Annotated in this window: 17 protein-coding genes, 1 tRNA gene and 1 pseudogene; 9 read left to right on the top strand and 10 right to left on the bottom strand. The window is 70.5% G+C overall.

Features of this window, described 5'->3' with window-relative positions:
* The first annotated feature begins 64 nt into the window (after window positions 1-64).
* Window positions 65-1,207 carry an acyl-CoA dehydrogenase family protein gene (locus ACZ60X_RS19395; protein ID WP_469599785.1) on the top strand — a complete coding sequence of 381 codons (1,143 nt, stop codon included), beginning with the start codon at window positions 65-67 and terminating at the stop codon, window positions 1,205-1,207.
* A 10-nt stretch (window positions 1,208-1,217) separates the two neighbouring features.
* On the opposite strand, the gene ACZ60X_RS19390 is transcribed toward ACZ60X_RS19395, so the two are convergent.
* The 4 genes from ACZ60X_RS19390 to ACZ60X_RS19375 all read right to left on the bottom strand — a co-directional run bounded on the left by ACZ60X_RS19390 (window position 1,218) and on the right by ACZ60X_RS19375 (window position 4,545).
* A complete protein-coding gene (locus ACZ60X_RS19390) occupies window positions 1,218-1,565 on the bottom strand; it encodes a rhodanese-like domain-containing protein (protein ID WP_469599783.1) in 348 nt (115 codons plus the stop codon).
* A 53-nt stretch (window positions 1,566-1,618) separates the two neighbouring features.
* Complete coding sequence (locus ACZ60X_RS19385; RefSeq protein ID WP_469599781.1) at window positions 1,619-2,425, bottom strand: hypothetical protein; 807 nt, start codon at window positions 2,423-2,425, stop codon at window positions 1,619-1,621.
* Between the two features lie 224 nt (window positions 2,426-2,649).
* Window positions 2,650-4,086: a DUF2252 domain-containing protein gene (locus ACZ60X_RS19380; protein ID WP_469599779.1), complete on the bottom strand. Its 1,437-nt coding sequence runs from the start codon at window positions 4,084-4,086 to the stop codon at window positions 2,650-2,652.
* 375 nt (window positions 4,087-4,461) lie between these two features.
* Window positions 4,462-4,545: transfer RNA gene (locus ACZ60X_RS19375), tRNA-Leu, on the bottom strand.
* 386 nt (window positions 4,546-4,931) lie between these two features.
* Here ACZ60X_RS19375 and ACZ60X_RS19370 point away from each other — a divergent pair.
* The 8 genes and pseudogenes from ACZ60X_RS19370 to ACZ60X_RS19335 all read left to right on the top strand — a co-directional run.
* A complete protein-coding gene (locus ACZ60X_RS19370; RefSeq protein WP_469599777.1) occupies window positions 4,932-5,780 on the top strand; it encodes an FhaA domain-containing protein in 849 nt (282 codons plus the stop codon).
* A gap of 10 nt (window positions 5,781-5,790) precedes the next feature.
* Window positions 5,791-6,324 carry an FHA domain-containing protein FhaB/FipA gene (locus ACZ60X_RS19365; RefSeq protein WP_469599774.1) on the top strand — a complete coding sequence of 178 codons (534 nt, stop codon included), beginning with the start codon at window positions 5,791-5,793 and terminating at the stop codon, window positions 6,322-6,324.
* A 140-nt stretch (window positions 6,325-6,464) separates the two neighbouring features.
* Complete coding sequence (locus ACZ60X_RS19360; RefSeq protein ID WP_469600060.1) at window positions 6,465-8,009, top strand: Stp1/IreP family PP2C-type Ser/Thr phosphatase; 1,545 nt, start codon at window positions 6,465-6,467, stop codon at window positions 8,007-8,009.
* A 27-nt stretch (window positions 8,010-8,036) separates the two neighbouring features.
* On the top strand, window positions 8,037-9,476 hold the full coding sequence (locus ACZ60X_RS19355) for an FtsW/RodA/SpoVE family cell cycle protein (protein WP_469599772.1): 1,440 nt from the start codon (window positions 8,037-8,039) through the stop codon (window positions 9,474-9,476).
* Window positions 9,473-10,951, top strand: a complete 1,479-nt coding sequence (locus ACZ60X_RS19350) for a peptidoglycan D,D-transpeptidase FtsI family protein (RefSeq protein ID WP_469599770.1) — start codon at window positions 9,473-9,475, stop codon at window positions 10,949-10,951. The genes ACZ60X_RS19355 and ACZ60X_RS19350 overlap by 4 nt, the downstream gene beginning before the upstream one ends.
* A gap of 195 nt (window positions 10,952-11,146) precedes the next feature.
* Window positions 11,147-13,141 carry a Stk1 family PASTA domain-containing Ser/Thr kinase gene (gene pknB / locus ACZ60X_RS19345; RefSeq protein ID WP_469599768.1) on the top strand — a complete coding sequence of 665 codons (1,995 nt, stop codon included), beginning with the start codon at window positions 11,147-11,149 and terminating at the stop codon, window positions 13,139-13,141.
* A gap of 125 nt (window positions 13,142-13,266) precedes the next feature.
* Window positions 13,267-13,533 (top strand): hypothetical protein, encoded by a 267-nt coding sequence (locus ACZ60X_RS19340; RefSeq protein ID WP_469599766.1) that lies wholly within the window; start codon window positions 13,267-13,269, stop codon window positions 13,531-13,533.
* Window positions 13,534-13,576: 43 nt separating this feature from the next.
* A pseudogene (locus tag ACZ60X_RS19335) lies at window positions 13,577-13,964 on the top strand (transposase family protein); the annotation flags it as partial.
* An 18-nt stretch (window positions 13,965-13,982) separates the two neighbouring features.
* Here ACZ60X_RS19335 and ACZ60X_RS19330 read toward each other — a convergent pair.
* The 6 genes from ACZ60X_RS19330 to ACZ60X_RS19305 all read right to left on the bottom strand — a co-directional run bounded on the left by ACZ60X_RS19330 (window position 13,983) and on the right by ACZ60X_RS19305 (window position 18,200).
* Window positions 13,983-14,747: a class E sortase gene (locus ACZ60X_RS19330; RefSeq protein ID WP_469599763.1), complete on the bottom strand. Its 765-nt coding sequence runs from the start codon at window positions 14,745-14,747 to the stop codon at window positions 13,983-13,985.
* A gap of 13 nt (window positions 14,748-14,760) precedes the next feature.
* Window positions 14,761-15,819, bottom strand: coding sequence for a class E sortase (locus ACZ60X_RS19325; RefSeq protein ID WP_469599761.1), 1,059 nt, complete (start codon window positions 15,817-15,819; stop codon window positions 14,761-14,763).
* Window positions 15,816-16,454, bottom strand: coding sequence for an aminodeoxychorismate/anthranilate synthase component II (locus ACZ60X_RS19320; protein ID WP_469599759.1), 639 nt, complete (start codon window positions 16,452-16,454; stop codon window positions 15,816-15,818). Before ACZ60X_RS19320 ends, ACZ60X_RS19325 begins: the two co-directional genes overlap by 4 nt.
* Entirely contained in the window at window positions 16,451-16,612 is a 162-nt protein-coding gene (locus tag ACZ60X_RS19315; protein WP_469599757.1) for a hypothetical protein, read from the bottom strand. The genes ACZ60X_RS19320 and ACZ60X_RS19315 overlap by 4 nt, the downstream gene beginning before the upstream one ends.
* Window positions 16,613-16,675: 63 nt before the next feature.
* Window positions 16,676-17,368: a class E sortase gene (locus ACZ60X_RS19310; protein WP_469599755.1), complete on the bottom strand. Its 693-nt coding sequence runs from the start codon at window positions 17,366-17,368 to the stop codon at window positions 16,676-16,678.
* Between the two features lie 43 nt (window positions 17,369-17,411).
* The gene (locus ACZ60X_RS19305) at window positions 17,412-18,200 is read right to left on the bottom strand and encodes a DUF881 domain-containing protein (protein ID WP_469599753.1); all 789 of its coding nucleotides are present in this window, start codon (window positions 18,198-18,200) and stop codon (window positions 17,412-17,414) included.
* Window positions 18,201-18,300: the final 100 nt, after the last annotated feature.

The following is an 18,300-nucleotide window of genomic DNA, read 5'->3' as shown; positions in this document are numbered from 1 at the left end:
CTCCTAGAACCTGTTTTATCTTGACGCACCGTCAGATCACCGGAAATCTCCGGAGGGACAGGCCGTGGACTTCACCTTCACTGAGGAGCAGCGGGCGGCGGCCGAGGCGGCGCGCGGGGTGTTCGCAGGGGTCGCGCCGGACGCGGTGCCCAGCCCGGCGCTCACCACCGGCGCCGTGGCAGAGACCTTCGACCGGGCGCTGTGGGCCCGGCTCGCCGAGGCGGACCTGCTGAGCCTGCTGCTCGACGAGGCGTACGGCGGCTCCGGCCTGGACGCGATCGCGCTGTGCCTGGTGCTGCGCGAGGCGGCCGGGGTGCTCGCCCGGGTGCCGCTGCTGGAGCACAGCGCGGCGGCGGCGGCCGTACAGGCGTACGGCGCGGCGGAGTTGGCGGATCGGGTGCTGGCCCGGGCCGGCCGGGGGGAGCTGGTGCTGACCGTGGCGGCGAACGGCCGCAGCGGCCACGACCCGGCCGAACTGGCCGTCGGCGCACGGCGGGACGGACCGGCGTGGGTGCTGGACGGGGTGCAGACAGCGGTGCCGTGGGCGTACGACGCGGACCTCGTGGTGGTCCCGGCCCAGGTCGAGGGGGCGGGCGCGGCGCGGACCGTGCTCGCGCTGGTGCCGCGGAAGCGGGCCGGGGTGGTCCTCGCCGAGCAAGTGTCCACCAGCGGGGAGCGGCTGGCCGAACTGCGGCTGGCATCGGTCCGGCTGGCGGCGGGCGAGGTCATCGAGGCCGAGGGTGCCTGGGAGTGGTTGCGTCTGCTGCTCGCCACCGGCACCTGCGCTCTGGCGCTCGGGCTGGGCGAGCGGGTACTGAGGATGACCGCGGAGTACACCGGGAAGCGGGAGCAGTTCGGGTATCCGCTCGCGACGTTCCAGGCGGTGGCCGTGCAGGCCGCGGACCGGTACATCGATCTGCGTGCCATGGCGGCGACACTCTGGCAGGCGGCGTGGCGGATCGCCTCCGGGGCGCCGGGAGCGCTGCCCGCCGCCGGGGATGTCGCGGTGGCGAAGATCTGGGCCGCCGAGGGGGTGCGCCGGGTGGTGCAGACGGCGCAGCATCTGCACGGCGGGTTCGGCGCCGACACCGACTGTCCGCTGCACCGCTATCACGCCTGGGCCAAGCACCTGGAGCTGGCGCTCGGCCCGGCGGCCGCGTACGAGGAGAGGCTCGGGGATCTGCTGGCGGCCCATCCGCTCGGCTGATCCCGGCCGCCTAGACGACCGTGCCCGGCCCGCCGTTCGCGTCGACGACAGGACGTCCCGCCGCCTCCCAGACCTGCATGCCGCCGTCGACGTTCACCGCGTCGATGCCCTGCTGGACCAGGTACATGGTCACCTGGGCCGAACGGCCGCCGGAGCGGCAGATGACGTGGACGCGCCCGTCCTGCGGGGCGGCCTCGGTCAGCTCGCCGTAGCGGGCCACGAAGTCGCTCATGGGGATGTGCAGCGCCCCCTCGGCGTGGCCCGCCTGCCACTCGTCGTCCTCGCGGACGTCCAGCAGGAAGTCGCCGTCCTTGAGGTCCGCGACCCCGACCGTGGGAACACCAGCTCCGAAACTCATGCCCCCGACGCTACCCGAAGGCCCGCCCGTGCCGGCCGGAGCACGGTCAGGGATCAGGCCTGCCCCAGCAGGGCGGCGAGTTCGGCCTCCCGCTCGGCGATGTCGGCGCGCAGCCGGGCGGCGATCTCCTCCAGCAGCCCGTCGGGGTCGTCCGGGGCGAGCCGGAGCATGCCGGCGATCGCGCCCTCCTCCAGTTCGCGGGCCACGTGGGTGAGCAGTTCCTTGCGCTGGGAGAGCCATTCGAGGCGGGCGTACAGCTCCTCGGCGGCGCTGGGCCGCCGCTCGGGCGGCACCGGTCCGGCCGCCCACTCCTCGGCCAGTTCCCTCAGCAAGGCCTCGTCGCCACGGGCGTAGGCGGCGTTGACGCGGGTGAGGAATTCCTCACGCCGCTTCTGCTCCTGCTCGTCCTGGACGAGGTCCGGGTGGGCCTTGCGAGCCAGCTCGCGGTAGAGCTTGCGGGCCTCCTCGCTGGGCCGCACCCGCTCCGGGGGCCGTACGGCCTGGTCGGTGAGCATAGCGGAGGCCTCCGGGAACAGGCCGTGGCCGTCCATCCAGCCGTGCAGCAGTTCCTCCACGCCCGGGATCGGCATGACCCGGGCGCGAGCCTCCTCGGCGCGGCGGACGTCCTCCGGGTCGCCGGTACGGGCGGCCCTCGCCTCGGCGATCTCGGCGTCCAGCTCCTCGATACGGGCGTAGAGAGGGCCGAGTCGCTGCTCGTGCAGCCGGGAGAAGTTCTCGACCTCGACGCGGAAGGTCTCCACGGCGATCTCGTACTCGATCAACGCCTGCTCGGCGGCCCGCACGGCCTGCTCAAGCCGCTCCTCGGGGCGCGGCGCCTGTTCGGCTTCCGGGGTCGTCACGGGCCCCAGCGTAGGCGATGCGGCATCCCGCCATGCGGCTGCGGGTCGTCCGCCGGCCGCGGCCCCGCCCGCCCCGTACGCCGGGCTCCCTTCGCCCACAGAAGTCCCCTTTCCCGTAGGCGCCCCTTCCGCCGGGCCCCGCAGACGAGGTCCCCCGCTCGCGCCAGGAGACCGATCCCCCCCCCCGCGCGACGGCGATTCCCCTGGCACCTGAGCCGCTACCGCTACACCCCCGGCTCCGCCGCGATCCGTCCCGACCGGATCCCGGCCAGCAGCTCGGCGTGATCCGCCTCCGTGCGGTCGGCATAGGCCACGGCGAAGGTGGCGATCGCCTCGTCCAGCTCCGTGTTCTTGCCGCAGTACCCGGCGATCAGCCGCGGCTCGGCGCTGTGGGAGTGGGCGCGGGCCAGGAGAGCGCCGGTCATGCGGCCGTAGTCGTCGATCTGACCGGGGGCGAGGGCGGCGGGATCGACGCTGCCCTTACGGTTGCGGAACTGACGTACCTGGTAGGGGCGCCCTTCGACGGTCGTCCAGCCGAGCAGTATGTCGCTGACGACCTGCATGTGCTTCTGCCCGAGGACCACCCGGCGGCCCTCGTGCTCGGCCGCCGGTGTCGCGAAGCCGGCCGTGGCCAGGTGCGGGACCAGTGCCGAGGGGCGGGCCTCCTTCACCTGCAGGACCAGCGGCTGCCCACGGTGGTCGAGGAGCAGGACGACGTAGGAGCGGGTGCCGACGCTGCCGGTGCCGACGACCCGGAAGGCCACGTCGTGCACGGCGTAGCGGGCGAGCAGCGGGTGCCGGTCCTCGCCGAGGGTGCGGACGTACGGGCCCAGGGCGGCGGCGACCGCCGCGGCCTCGGCGTCCGGGACGCGGCGCAGCACCGGGGCGGCGTCCACGAAGCGGCGCCCGCCGTCCCCGGCCGGCTCGGTCGACCTGGCCGCGAACCGGCCGCTGGTGTTGGCCCGCGCCTTCTCCGAGAGCCGCTGGAGGGTGCCGAGCAGGTCGTGGGCGTCGGTGTGCGAGACGAGTTCCTCGTCGGCGATGGCGTTCCAGGCGTCGAGCACCGGCAGCCTGGACAGCAGCCGCATGGTGCGCCGGTAGGCGCCGACGGCGTCGCGGGCCGCGGCCCGGCAGGTGTCCTCGTCGGCGCCGGCCTCCCGTCCGGCGAGCACCAGGGAGGCGGCCAGCCGCTTGAGGTCCCACTCCCAGGGGCCGTGGACGGTCTCGTCGAAGTCGTTGAGGTCGATGACGAGGTCGCCCCGGGCGTCGCCGTACAGGCCGAAGTTGGCCGCGTGGGCGTCTCCGCATATCTGGGCGCCGATCCGGGTCATCGGGGTGCGGGCGAGGTCGTGGGCCATGAGTCCGGCCGAGCCGCGCAGGAAGGCGAAGGGGCCGGCCGCCATGCGTCCGACGCGGATGGGGGTCAGCTCCGGGATCCGGCCGGCGTTGGACTCGACGACCGCGCTCACGGCGCCGGGGCGGGCGGCGTCCAGGTCGAGGATGCGGTGCGCGGCACGCGGCACGCTCGTGCGCAGCGCCTTGCCCTCCCGCTTGGGCGAGCCCGACGGCGGCCACTGGGCGAAGCCGCGCACCCGGGGCAGCCGCCCGCTCCCCCGCGGCGCCGCGTCCGCCCGCTCCACGTGACCACCGGCTCCGGTCACCGCGACCGCCTCCCCCGTACACGCACCGACCGGTCAACGGCCCGCGCGAACACCGACACGAACATCAACGCGTGCCGACCGTACCGCCGGTGGCCGGTACACGTCAGGGCCGGGACGGCCCGCGTCCACCGACGCGGACCAAAAAGGAGGAGTCGGCCGCCGGCACCCCGCGCGGCCTCCTCGGCGCCCCGCCGACCAGCAGCCCGTGAGATAGCTCACGCATCGAGCCTCACGCATCGCGCATACCGCGCACCGCACTCCACCGCCGTCCGCCCCGACAGGGGTGCGGTGTCTCACATCTGACGGCACAACGAGAAACGGGCCCCTGCGGTGACTTCCGTCACCGGCAGAGACCCGTTTCACGGTTCTTCTCTGTGCGCGAGGGGGGAGTTGAACCCCCACGCCCTTGCGGGCACTGGAACCTGAATCCAGCGCGTCTGCCTATTCCGCCACCCGCGCATTGGGTGTATCTTCCGGTTCCTTCCCTTTCGGGCCGACCCCTTCCGACACCCAGAACATTAGCACGTCGTACGGGGTGGATTCACATCCCTTCCCGTCGGCCCCCTCCGCTCCGCCCGCGTCCCCCGGGCATCCGCCCCTCCCGTGTCCCCGCGTCTCAGCGAGACCCGTTTCACGTATCAACCTCGTACCGGTACCGGCCGTCCCCCCGGGAGAAGGACCGAGTCCACAGCCGGGTGCGGGACACTGGTCTTCGCCCGCCTCTACGATCCATGGCAGGAACCGGCTGATCGCCGGGCGCGTAGATACGATCAATGAGCAAGGCGCGGTAGTACACAGCAGGACAGAGCACGGCAAGGAAACGGCAGGGACGGAGGAGGTGCCCCATGGGAGTCCTGAAGAAGTTCGAGCAGCGTCTCGAAGGTCTGGTGAACGGCACCTTCGCCAAGGTCTTCAAGTCCGAGGTACAGCCCGTGGAGATCGCCGGCGCGCTCCAGCGTGAGTGCGACAACAACGCCACGATCTGGAACCGCGACCGGACCGTCGTACCCAACGACTTCATCGTGGAGCTGAGCGCGCCGGACTACGAGCGCCTCAGCCCCTACTCCGGGCAGCTCGGCGACGAGCTGGCGGGCATGGTGCGCGACTACGCCAAGCAGCAGCGCTACACCTTCATGGGGCCGATCAAGGTCAACCTGGAGAAGGCGGACGACCTCGACACCGGTCTGTACCGCGTGCGCAGCCGCACCCTCGCCTCCTCCAGCAGCCAGCCGGGACAGCAGGCGCCCGCGGCCCCGCAGGGCGCGTCGGGCGGGTACGGCTACCCACCGGCCGCGCCCGCGGGCGCGCCCCCGATGCCGTCCGCGCCGCCGCCCGGCGCCCGCCCCGGCGGCTACGGCTACCCGCAGCCCGCCGCCGGCCAGCGGCCCCCGGCCGCCCCCGCGGGCGGCGGACAGACCCGCTACTGGATCGAGATCAACGGCACCCGCCACCAGATCTCCCGCCCGACGCTGGTGCTGGGCCGCAGCACCGACGCCGACGTGCGGATCGACGACCCCGGCGTCTCCCGCCGGCACTGCGAGATCCGGACCGGAACGCCCTCGACGATCCAGGACCTCGGCTCCACCAACGGCATCGTGGTGGACGGGCAGCACACCACCCGCGCTACGCTCCGCGACGGCTCGCGGATCGTCGTGGGCAGCACCACCGTTATCTATAGGCAAGCCGAAGGGTGAAGCGGGGGCAATGTCAGAGCTGACCCTCACGGTCATGCGGCTGGGTTTCCTGGCCGTACTGTGGCTGTTCGTGATCGTGGCCGTGCAGGTCATCCGCAGCGACCTGTTCGGTACGCGCGTCACCCAGCGCGGATCGCGTAGGGACACGGCGCGCCAGCAGCAGGCGGCCCGGCAGCAGCAGGCCGCCGCGCCCCCGCCGCAGCGCGGCCGGCAGGCCGCCCCGCAGGGCGGCGGCCGGCGCGGGCGCAACGCCCCCACCAAGCTCGTGGTGACCGAAGGCACACTGACCGGCACCACCGTCGCTCTGCAGGGCCAGACGATCACCCTGGGCCGGGCGCACGACTCCACGATCGTGCTGGACGACGACTACGCCTCCAGCCGCCATGCCAGGATCTACCCGGACCGCGACGGCCAGTGGATCGTCGAGGACCTCGGCTCCACCAACGGCACCTATCTGGACCGGTCCCGGCTGACGACCCCCACGCCGATCCCGCTGGGCGCGCCGATCCGCATCGGCAAGACCGTCATCGAGCTGCGGAAGTAGTGCTACGTCATGAGTGAGCGCGAGCGGAGCGAGCACGCAGCGGCAGGCCGCCACCCGGCCGCCGGCGCGCTCCCGACCGGAGGGTGGGCAGTGTGGCTCGACACGACCGGCTGTACCCGGAGCCGACGGGCGAGGTGGGCATGAGTCTGTCACTGCGCTTTGCCGCCGGATCGCACAAGGGCATGATCCGCGAGGGCAACGAGGACTCCGGTTACGCCGGTCCGCGCCTGCTCGCGATCGCCGACGGCATGGGCGGCCAGGCGGCCGGCGAGGTCGCCTCCTCGGAGGTCATCTCCACCCTGGTCACGCTCGACGACGACGTGCCCGGCTCCGACATCCTCACCTCGCTCGGCGTCGCCGTACAGCGCGCCAACGACCAGCTGCGCGCCATGGTCGAGGAGGACCCCCAGCTCGAGGGCATGGGGACGACGCTGACGGCACTGCTGTGGACCGGGCAGCGGCTCGGCCTCGTGCACGTCGGCGACTCGCGCGCCTACCTGCTGCGGGACGGCGTGCTCACGCAGATCACCCAGGACCACACCTGGGTGCAGCGGCTCGTGGACGAGGGCCGGATCACCGAGGAAGAGGCCACCACGCATCCGCAGCGCTCCCTGCTGATGCGCGCCCTCGGCAGCGCCGAGCACGTCGAGCCCGACCTGTCGATCCGCGAGGTGCGGGCCGGCGACCGCTATCTGATCTGCTCCGACGGGCTGTCCGGCGTCGTCTCCCACCAGACGATGGAGGAGACCCTCGCCAGCTACCAGGGCCCGCAGGAGACCGTGCAGGAGCTGATCCAGCTCGCGTTGCGCGGCGGCGGCCCCGACAACATCACCGTGATCGTCGCGGACGTGCTCGACCTGGACACCGGGGAGACCCTCGCCGGACAGCTGTCCGACCAGCCGGTCGTGGTCGGCGCGGTCGCCGAGAACCAGCACCATCTGCACGACAACGGGATCATGCAGACCCCGGCCGGCCGCGCCTCCCACCTGGGCCGGCGGAGCCAGGGGCACGGCGGCGGCGAGTTCGGCCCGCCCGGCTCCGGCGACACCACCGGCTACATCCCGGCGGACGGCTTCGCCGACTACGCCGACGGCGACTTCACCAAGCCGCGCAAGCGCGGCTGGCTGAGGGGCTCACTCTACGGCGCGCTCGCGCTCGCCGTGATCGGCGGCGGCCTCTACGGCGGCTACCGCTGGACGCAGACGCAGTACTACGTCGGCGCCAAGGACGAGCACGTCGCGCTCTACCGCGGGATCAGCCAGAACCTGGCCTGGGTGTCGCTGTCGAAGGTCGAGAAGGACCACCCCGAGATCGAACTCAAGTACCTGCCGCCGTACCAGCAGAAGCAGGTCAAGAACACGATCGCGGCGGGCGGACTGCAGCAGGCCGAGACGAAGATCGAGTCGCTGTCGGTGCAGGCCTCCGCGTGCAGGAAGCAGGCGGAGCGCACGGCCGCCGCCGAGTCGCAGAAGAACGCGAAGACGGGCCAGGGCGCGGCCGGAGGCACCACGGGGACCACCCGTACCTCCCTCACGTCCACGACGGCACCGACGCCGCACCAATCCGGTTCGACGTCCGCTTCGAAGAACCCGTCGAAGCCGCCGTCCGCGTCCGCCAGTCCCAACCCCGGCCCGAGCCTCTCCGAGGATGAGCAGAAGGTCGTCGATCAGTGCGGCAAGCAGTAGCCCCGCCGCGAGAGGCCCTGTCACACGATGAGCAGTACGACTAACTCGCCGACGCATCACACGTCCACGATCGGCGCGATCGGCGCGCCGAGCCGCCGCAACACCGAGCTGGCCCTGCTGGTCTTCGCCGTGGTCATCCCGGTGTTCGCCTACGCCAACGTGGGCCTCGCCGTCGACAGCAAGGTGCCCGCCGGGCTGCTGAGCTACGGGCTCGGCCTCGGCCTGCTGGCCGGCGTCGCCCATCTCGTCGTACGGAAGTTCGCGCCGTACGCCGACCCGCTGCTGCTGCCGCTGGCCACCCTGCTCAACGGGCTCGGTCTGGTGTGCATCTGGCGGCTGGACCAGTCGAAGCTGCTCCAGCAGATCCACGTCGCGGGCGGCAAGGCCACCAACCAGCTGCTGTACACGGCGCTGGGCATCGGGCTGTTCGTCGCGGTGCTGGTCCTCCTCAAGGACCACCGCACGCTCCAGCGCTACACCTACATCTCCATGGTGGGCGCGCTGGTCCTGCTGCTGCTCCCGCTGGTCCCGGGCCTCGGCCTGAACGTGTACGGCGCCAAGATCTGGATCCACGTCGGCGGTTTCTCCATCCAGCCCGGTGAGTTCGCCAAGCTGGTACTGGCGGTGTTCTTCGCCGGCTACCTGATGGTGAAGCGGGACGCGCTGGCCCTGGCCAGCCGCCGTTTCATGGGGCTGTACCTGCCCCGCGGACGTGACCTCGGCCCGATCCTCGTCGTCTGGGCGATGTCGATCCTCATCCTGGTCTTCGAGACCGACCTCGGTACCTCGCTGCTGTTCTTCGGCATGTTCGTGATCATGCTGTACGTCGCCACCGAGCGGACCAGCTGGATCGTCTTCGGCCTGCTGATGTCCGCGGTCGGCGCGGTCGGCGTGGCGAGCTTCGAGTCGCACGTGCAGCAGCGCGTCCAGGCCTGGCTCGACCCGCTGAAGGAGTTCAAGCTCAGCCGGCAGGGTGTCGGCGGCCACTCCGAGCAGGCCATGCAGGCCCTGTGGGCGTTCGGCTCGGGCGGCACCCTCGGCACCGGCTGGGGTCAGGGCCACTCCGAGCTGATCCGGTTCGCCGCGAACTCCGACTTCATCCTCGCCACCTTCGGCGAGGAGCTGGGACTCGCGGGCATCATGGCGCTCCTGCTGATCTACGGCCTGATCGCCGAGCGCGGCGTCCGTACCGCCCTCGCCGCGCGCGACCCGTTCGGCAAGCTGCTGGCCATCGGCCTGTCCGGCGGGTTCGCGCTCCAGGTCTTCGTGGTGGCCGGCGGTGTGATGGGCCTCATCCCGCTGACCGGCATGACCATGCCGTTCCTCGCCTACGGCGGTTCCTCCGTGATCGCCAACTGGGCACTGATCGGCATCCTGATCCGGATCAGCGACACCGCCCGCCGCCCGGCGCCCGCCCCCGCCGCCAACCCCGACGCCGAGATGACCCAGGTGGTCCGCCCGTCATGAACAAGCCCCTGCGCCGGATCGCGATCTTCTGCGGCCTCCTCGTCCTGGCCCTGCTGATCCGCGACAACTACCTCCAGTACGTCGAGGCCGACTCGCTGCGCACCGACAAGAACAACCGCCGGGTCGCCATCGAGCGGTACGCCTCCCCGCGCGGCGACATCATCGTGGACGGCAACCCGATCACCGGTTCCGTCGAGGCCAAGAGCGGCGACTTCAAGTACAAGCGCACGTACAAGGACGGGCCCATGTGGGCCCCCGTCACCGGCTACTCCTCGCAGGCCTTCGGCAGCACCCAGCTGGAGAGCCTCGACGACGGCATCCTCAGCGGCACCGACGACCGGCTCTTCTTCCGCAACACCCTGGACATGCTCACGGGCAAGCAGAAGCAGGGCGGCAACGTCGTCACCACGCTGAACGCGGCCGCGCAGAAGGCGGCGTTCGACGGGCTGTCCAAGCAGGGCGGCAAGGGCGCGGTGGTCGCGCTGGAGCCCTCCACCGGGAAGATCCTGGCGCTGGCCTCCTACCCGTCGTACGACCCGTCGTCCTTCGCGGGCAACACCCTCGGCTCGGACACCAAGAACTGGAACAAGCTCCAGAAGTCGAACGACCCGGCGGAACCGATGCTGAACCGGGCGCTGCGCGAGACCTACCCGCCGGGCTCCACGTTCAAGGTGGTCACGGCGGCGGCCGCGCTGGAGAACGGGCTGTACACCTCGGCCGACGAGCCCACGAACTCGCCGCTGCCGTGGACCATGCCGGGCACCACGACCGAGCTGAAGAACGAGGGCGACATCCCCTGCAAGAACGCCACCTTGCGGACCGCCCTGCAGTACTCCTGCAACTCGGTCTTCGGCAAGATCGGCGCTGATCTCGGCAACGCCAAGATGCTGACGGAGGCGAAGAAGTTCGGCTTCGACTCCCCGCAGGACACGCCGGTGCGCGCCTACCCGTCGCAGTTCTCCGACAACATGAACGCGTCGCAGACCGCGCTGTCCTCCATCGGCCAGTTCAACACCGCCGCGACCCCGCTGCAGATGGCGATGGTCGCCTCGGCGGTCGCCAACGACGGCAAGCTGATGAAGCCGTACATGGTGGACAAGCTCCAGTCGTCCAACCTCGACACCTTCTCGCAGACCCAGCCGGAGGAGCTGAGCCGGCCGCTGTCCTCGAAGAACGCGCAGGTCCTGCAGGACATGATGCAGACGGTGGTCGAGAAGGGCACCGGTACGAACGCGAAGATCCCCAATGTGACCGTCGGCGGCAAGACCGGTACCGCGCAGCACGGTGTGGCGAACAGCGCCAACCCGTACGCCTGGTTCATCTCCTTCGCGAAGATGCCCGACGGCAGCTCGCCGGTGGCGGTGGCCGTGGTGATCGAGGACGGGAGCGCCAACCGCGACGACATCTCCGGCGGCGGCCTCGCCGCTCCGATCGCCAAGAACGTCATGCAGGCGGTCATCAACTCCAAGAAGTGACCTCGACCACCCCGGGGAGTGACCCCCGTCACGTCTCCTTCACATCGTTGCACGTTGCGATACCGGTCCTGTATCGGGTTGCGGGCTTGGCCAGGTCACACAAAGCGAGCCGGGTACGGTAGGCCCGGACGGCAGCCTCCGGCGGCGTACGAGGAGTGCGCGGCCGGGACCGACGGAGAGGGCTGGTAGGTAGCTATGGAAGAGCCGCGTCGCCTCGGCGGCCGGTACGAACTGGGCCAGGTGCTCGGTCGTGGTGGCATGGCGGAGGTCTACCTCGCACATGACACCCGCCTCGGCCGCACCGTGGCAGTGAAGACCTTGCGCGCCGACCTGGCACGCGACCCTTCCTTCCAGGCCCGGTTCCGCCGGGAGGCCCAGTCGGCCGCCTCGCTCAACCATCCCGCGATCGTCGCGGTCTACGACACGGGCGAGGACTACATCGACGGGGTCTCGATCCCGTACATCGTGATGGAGTACGTCGACGGCTCCACGCTCCGTGAGCTTCTGCACTCCGGCCGCAAGCTCCTGCCGGAGCGCGCGATGGAGATGACCATCGGCATCCTCCAGGGCCTGGAGTACGCCCACCGCAACGGCATCGTGCACCGTGACATCAAGCCGGCGAACGTCATGCTGACGCGCAACGGCCAGGTCAAGGTGATGGACTTCGGCATCGCCCGCGCCATGGGCGACGCCGGCATGACGATGACGCAGACGGCGGCGGTCATCGGCACCGCGCAGTACCTCTCGCCGGAGCAGGCCAAGGGCGAGCAGGTCGACGCCCGCTCGGACCTGTACTCGACGGGCTGCCTCCTCTACGAGCTGCTGACCGTACGGCCGCCCTTCGTCGGCGACTCGCCGGTGGCCGTCGCCTACCAGCACGTACGCGAGGAGCCCCAGCCCCCGTCGGTCTTCGACCCCGAGATCACCCCCGAGATGGACGCGATCGTCCTGAAGGCGCTGGTCAAGGACCCGAACTACCGCTACCAGTCGGCCGACGAGATGCGCGCCGACATCGAGGCCTGCCTGGACGGCCAGCCGGTCGGCGCGACGGCGGCGCTGGGCGCGGTGGGCTACGGCGGCTACGGCGACGACCAGCCGACGACCGCGCTGCGGCAGGAGCCGGGCGCCGCACCGGCGACCACCATGATGCCGCCGATGAACCCGGACGACGGCGGCTACGGCTACGACGAGCGCCCGGACCGCCGGGGCCGGCAGCAGAAGAAGTCCCACACCTCCACGGTCCTGCTGGTGGTCGCGGGCGTGCTGGTGCTGGTCGGCGCGATCCTGATCGGCAAGTGGGCGTTCAGCGGGAAGACGAACGACACCTTCTCCGCCCCGAACTTCGTCGGCTCCACCTACGCCGACGCCCAGAAGATGGCCGTGAACTCCGACCTGAAACTGGGCACCCCCACCCGCAAGCCGTGCGAGAACCAGCCGAAGAACTCGGTCTGCTCCCAGGACCCGGCTGCGGGCTCGCAGGTGAAGAAGGGCGACACGATCAACCTGGTGGTGTCGACGGGGGCGCCGAAGGTGCAGGTGCCGGACGTCCGCGGCATCCAGTACGACCAGGCCGAGTCCCAGCTGAAGGACAAGGGGTTCCAGGTCGACAGGAAGGACGTGGTGTCCTCCCAGACCCCGGGCGTCGTCACCGGCCAGGACCCCGCCGGCGGCACCGAGATCCAGAAGGGCTCCACCATCACCCTCACCGTCGCCAAGGCGGAGGAGAAGGTGACCATCCCGGGCGACCTCGTCGGCAAGTCCTGTGACGACGCGAAGACCGAGCTGACCCAGCTGGGCCTGTCGCCGAGCTGCAACGACAGCCCCACGACCGACCAGACCCAGAACGGCAAGGTCGTCTCGACCAACCCGCAGGCGGGCGAGCAGGTCGTCAAGAACACCAACGTGGTGATCAACGTCGGCAAGTTCCAGGGCCAGCAGCAGGGCCAGGTGCCGAACGTCTTCGGCAAGCCCCTGAAGCAGGCCCAGCAGATGCTGCAGCAGGCCGGCTTCACGAACATCCAGGTCAACGGCCCGAACGACGACAAGGCCCGGGTCCTCGCCCAGACCCCGCCGCAGGGCACCCAGGCCGACCCGGGCACCACCCAGGTCGTCCTGACCACCCAGGACTTCGGCGGCGGTGGCAACGGCAACAACGGTGGGACGAACATCTTCGGCGGCACCTTCGGCTGACGACGTCCCTTACCAAGTGAGCCCTGGCATCCCATGAGGACGCCAGGGCTCACTTATGGGACGTCCAAGGGCTGTCCCGTAACTGGTCTTCGGGGTTTCGTGGGGGAGGCGGATCCTCCCTGCGGATGACGTACGTCGTCGCGGTTCGGATCATGATCGAGTCATGTCGATCAGGCACTCCCTGGGCGACACAGTGCGCCCCGTCCCGCGCCCGGCAGACCGCCTACTTGTGGGGGCCGTGGTTCATCGTCGGTGGTCTGGCCTTCGCGGGGGCCACCGCGCTGTATGTCCGCCAACACGGTGATCGGCGCATGATGCGCCTCTACGGCGCCGTGGGCGCGCTCGGTGCCCTGGTCCTGTCCTTGGCTTCGACGGCTACCGGGATCGGTTGAGAGCTGGTACGTAGCTGCTGGTCACGGGCGAGATGATCCCGCGGTGGCCGGTGTGATCACGGCGTCGGATCCGTCCTGGCTGGCCCCTTCACAGGGCTCAGCCCGCGCCGGTTTCGCAAGCTGGTGACCGTGCTGCGGCGCGGGGAAGCCGACACGGTCCGCCCGGGGCGGCCCCGGGGTCTCTCCGTGGAGGACCGGCTGCTGCTCGTAGCGGCCTACTGTGGACGAACTTGACGCTGCGCCGGCTCACCCCGCTCTTCGGGGTCTCCAAGTCGGCCGCGGACCGCGTCGTCAACCACCTCGGCCCACGGCTCGCGCTCCGTCCCCGCCGACGGTTCCGGAAGGACACCGTGCTCATCGTGGACGGCACCCTGGTGCCCACCCGTGATCACACGGTCGCCGAGCAGTCGAAGAACTACCGCCACTCCACGTTACGCAGAGAACCTCCGTCAGCCCCGCAGCTCCGTCGGCAACGTCCGCTCGCTGTCGACCTTCTCCACCCGGACCAGTTCGCCCCACACCACGTACCGGTACTCCGAGGTGTACACGGGTGTGCACGTCGTCAGGGTGATGTAGTGGCCCGGCCTGGTCGTGCCGGATTCCTTGGGGATCTGCGAGATGACCTTGACGTTGTACTTCGAGGTCTCGGGCAGGATGGAGAAGACCTTGTAGACGTACCAGTCGTCCCGGGTCTCGAAGACGATCGGGTCGCCCTTCTTCAGCTTGTCGATGTTGTGGAACTTCGCGCCGTGGCCGTCGCGGTGGGCGGCGAGGGTGAAGTTGCCGTCCTTGCGGGTCATGGGGAGCGTGGCCTTGACCGGGTCGGTGTAGTAGCCGGCCACGCCGTCGTTGAGGACGTCCGTGCCCGTGCCCTTCTCGACCAGCACCTCGCCGTTCTTCATCGCGGGCACGTGCAGGAAGCCGATGCCGTCGGCGGTGTCCAGCGCGCCGGGGCCGGAGTCCTTCGATCCCTGCGACTGCGCCCAGTGCTGACGGACCTTGTCGGCCTGGTTGTTCGCCTTGCGGTCGGCTATCACGTTCGTCCACCACAAGGAGTAGACGACGAACAGGGCGAGCAACAAGCCCACCGTGATGAGGAGTTCACCGAAGACGCTGACCGCCGTCGCGATCCTTCCGGGACGCCGGCGGCGCGCGGCGGGCTCCGGTTCGGACGCGTCCGTGTGTTCTTCGGTCTCGTCGGCGGTCGCTGCCAATGTCTTCCTCTGCCTACTCGATGAGCGCGTCCGGCTTGCCCTCGCTGCGCGGGCGTTCCTGGACCATCTTGCCCCAGACGATCAGCCGGTACTTGCTCGTGAACTCCGGCGTGCAGGTGGTGAGGGTGATGTAGCGGCCCGGCTGGGTGAAACCCGAGCCCCTCGGGACCGGGTCCAGCACGCTGGTGTTGGACGGCGAGGTCACCGGAAGCGTCGACGTCACCTTGTACACGTAGTACGTGTCCTGCGTCTCGACCACGACCGCGTCACCGGGCACGAGCTTGTTGATGTAACGGAACGGCTCGCCGTGGGTGTTGCGGTGCGCCGCGAGACCGAAGTTGCCGGTCTTGGCGTCGGGCATCGCCGTCTTCAGGGGGGGCTCGCCGTAGTGGCCGACCATGCCCTTGTCGAGCACCTTCGCGTTGCTGACGCCCTCCGCGATCGGCGCCACCACGTCCAGCTTGGGGATGTGCAGGATGGCGAAGCCCTGCCCCGGCGCGAAGACGCCCGGGTTGCGCTTGCCGCTGGCCCAGTCGTCCTGGAGCTGGTGGGTCTCGCTGCCCGCCTGCGCGTGCGCCCGGACGTTGGTCCACCACAGCTGGTAGGTGACGAACAGCAGCATCAGCACGCCGGTGGTGATGAACACCTCTCCGATCGCCCGGCTCGCGAGGGTGGCCGCGGACGGCTTGCGCAGCCGCGCCTGCCGCCGGGCCTCCACCCGGGACAGCGGCCGGCCGGCGTCCGGTGCCACGGAGGCCGCGGTCTCCTGGCCCCCGCCGTGCCGACCGCCCCCGCGCCCGCCGCCACGCCCGGCACCGTGGCGTCTGGCGGCCTTTCTGCGGGCCGCACGGCCGCCGACGGCGGGTTCCGGACCGGAGGCGACAGAAGAGCCCGCAGAAGCGCCCACGGCGCCGCCCTCGGGAATCCGCAGCGCCATCGTCTCGTCGTCGAGAGGGCCGCGGTACGGCCCCCCGGAGGGTTCCGCGTCCCACTGCCCGAGCGCACCGGAGGCCTCGTACGACTGATCCCCGTACGAGGCATCGGTCTCGCGCTCCGGGCGCAGCGCGGTCACGCCGTGGCCCTGCCCACCACCGGGGCGAGCCCCGCCGACCTCGCCACGGCACCGTGGTCGCCGCACTCCACCAGCCAGTTGGCCAGCATCCGGTGCCCGTGCTCGGTGAGCACCGACTCCGGGTGGAACTGCACGCCCTCGACCGGCAGTTCACGGTGGCGCAGGCCCATGATGATGCCGTCGTGCGTGCGGGCGGTCACTTCCAGCTCGGCCGGCACCGTGGCCGGCTCGGCGGCCAGCGAGTGGTAGCGGGTCGCGGTGAAGGGGGAGGGCAGGCCCGCGAAGACTCCCGTGCCCTCGTGCTCGACCAGCGAGGTCTTGCCGTGCAGCAGCTCGGGCGCGCGGTCCACCACGCCGCCGTAGGCCACCTGCATCGACTGCATGCCGAGGCAGACACCGAAGACGGGCACGCCGGTGGCCGCGCAGTGCCGGACCATCTCCACGCACACGCCCGCCTGTTCCGGCGTCCCCGGGCCGGGCGAGAGCAGCACGCCGTCGAAACCGTCCTGGGCGTGCGAGGTCGACACCTCGTCGTTGCGCAGCACCTCGCATTCGGCGCCGAGTTGGTACAGGTACTGGACGAGGTTGAAGACGAAGCTGTCGTAGTTGTCGACGACGAGAATCCGCGCGCTCACTGGTTGTTCACCGTCACATCGTTGAAGGGCAGCAGCGGCTCCGCCCACGGGAAGACGTACTGGAAGAGGACGTAGACCACGGCCAGGATCAGTACGAGCGAGATGAGCGCCTTCAACCACGCGTTCCCCGGCAGATGCCGCCAGATCCAGCCGTACATGCCGTTCCTTCCGTATCCCCACGGCACCTGACTCACGCCGTACAGCCACCAGACTAACGGCGGCTACTGGCGCAGGGCCGCCGGTTCGCCGTACGCCACAGGCTGGGTGGAATCCAGGTGCGCCCAGACGATCAGCCGGTGACTGTGGCCCCATTCCGGATCGCACGTGGTCAGGGTCAGATACCGGCCCGGTTCCGGATATCCCGAGGCACGGGGCACAGGGTCGATCACCGCGACGTCCGTCGGCACGGTTTTGTAGGGCCCTTTGTCGATCCGATACGTGAACCAGGTCGTCCCGTCCGTGAGGACCACCGCGTCGCCGGGCCGCAGCCTCGGGAAGTCCAGGAAGGGATCGCCGTAGGTGCGCCGGTGGCCGGCCACCGCGAAGTTGCCCTGCTCGCCGAGCCGGGCCGTGCCCTGGTAGTGGGCGAGCCCCTTCGCCAGCACGTCCCGGCCGGTGCCCTCCAGGACCGGCTTGTTCCACGTGAAACCGAACCGGGGGATGTACATGATCGCGAACGGCTTGCCGTAGTGGTACGGCGCCGGGACCGTCACGGTCACCGTCTTCTCGCCCGGAGCGTCGGCGGCCGGCCGCACGCTCCCCTTCGACCACTGCCGGTGCAACTGGTCGATCTGGTCACTCATGGCGCCGTCCGCGCGCACACCCGTCCAGAACAGGACGTAGGCGACGAAGAGCACGATGAGGGCGCCGACGGTGATGCACAGTTCGCTGAAGGTCCTGACGATCACACGCACCGGCGCCTCCGTGAGGGACGGCTACTGCACGGCTACTGCGCGACTACTGCACGGGCTTCGCGTCATGCAGATCCACTGTGCCGGAGTAACCGGGAAGAGTCACCGTCCCGGTGTCGGCGACTTTCCAGCCGAGGCCGTAGACGTTGACGTACACCATGTAGGTCTGGATCGCCTTGCTCGCGGCGAGCGCCTGCTGGAGCCGCCCCGGGTCCCCGACGGCCGTGATCGTGTACGGCGGGGAGTAGACGCGGCCCTGGAGGATCAGCGTGTTGCCGACGCAGCGCACGGCACTGGTGGAGATCAGCCGCTGGTCCATGACCTTGATGCCGGTGGCGCCGCCCTGCCACAGGGCGTTCACCACGGCCTGGAGGTCCTGCTGGTGGATGACCAGGTAGTCGGGCTGGGGCGCGGGGTAGCCGGGGAGCTTGGCGGTGGCGTTGGGCGGGGCGTCGTTGAGGGTGACGGAGACGCCGTGGCCCGTGAGCGGCCGCAGACCGGCGCTCGACTCCAGCCCGCCGAGTGTGCGGTCCTGGGCCTTGCTGGTCCCGGCGTCGCTCCGGGCGAGGGACTCGACGCTTCCGCGCAGGGCCGCGTTGGACTCGTCCAGCTCCTTGTTCTTGCGGCTGCGCTGCTGGATCAGGTCGGACAGCTTCAGCAGGGAGCCGTCCTGGCGGATGTCGGTGCCCTTGGCGGTGTTGAAGCTGGTGATGAAGATCAGCCCGGCCAGGGCGAAGACGGCCGCCGTGAGGACGCGCACCGGGCGCAGCCGCAGCCGGCGGCCGGTGCCGGAACCCGTTGATCCCGTCCGGGGGGAGTCGGCAGAATTGCTCAACGTACCCTTATCTCCTTCGGCGCCACGGAAGCACTACGCTAACGGACGCGCCAGACCCAGTTACCTGCGCGGCCACGCAGCGCATCGACAGGAGAGACCC

The organism is Streptomyces sp. NPDC104106, from assembly GCF_055584345.1.
This window is presented reverse-complemented; position numbering and strand designations above follow the sequence as displayed.

Coding starts and splice junctions, on each gene's coding strand:
- ACZ60X_RS19390 (WP_469599783.1), bottom strand. CDS start 1,565: ATGAGTTTCGGAGCTGGTGTTCCCACGGTCGGGGTCGCGGACCTCAAG.
- ACZ60X_RS19370 (WP_469599777.1), top strand. CDS start 4,932: ATGGGAGTCCTGAAGAAGTTCGAGCAGCGTCTCGAAGGTCTGGTGAAC.
- ACZ60X_RS19365 (WP_469599774.1), top strand. CDS start 5,791: ATGTCAGAGCTGACCCTCACGGTCATGCGGCTGGGTTTCCTGGCCGTA.
- ACZ60X_RS19360 (WP_469600060.1), top strand. CDS start 6,465: ATGAGTCTGTCACTGCGCTTTGCCGCCGGATCGCACAAGGGCATGATC.
- ACZ60X_RS19355 (WP_469599772.1), top strand. CDS start 8,037: ATGAGCAGTACGACTAACTCGCCGACGCATCACACGTCCACGATCGGC.
- ACZ60X_RS19350 (WP_469599770.1), top strand. CDS start 9,473: ATGAACAAGCCCCTGCGCCGGATCGCGATCTTCTGCGGCCTCCTCGTC.
- pknB (WP_469599768.1), top strand. CDS start 11,147: ATGGAAGAGCCGCGTCGCCTCGGCGGCCGGTACGAACTGGGCCAGGTG.
- ACZ60X_RS19340 (WP_469599766.1), top strand. CDS start 13,267: ATGACGTACGTCGTCGCGGTTCGGATCATGATCGAGTCATGTCGATCA.
- ACZ60X_RS19315 (WP_469599757.1), bottom strand. CDS start 16,612: ATGTACGGCTGGATCTGGCGGCATCTGCCGGGGAACGCGTGGTTGAAG.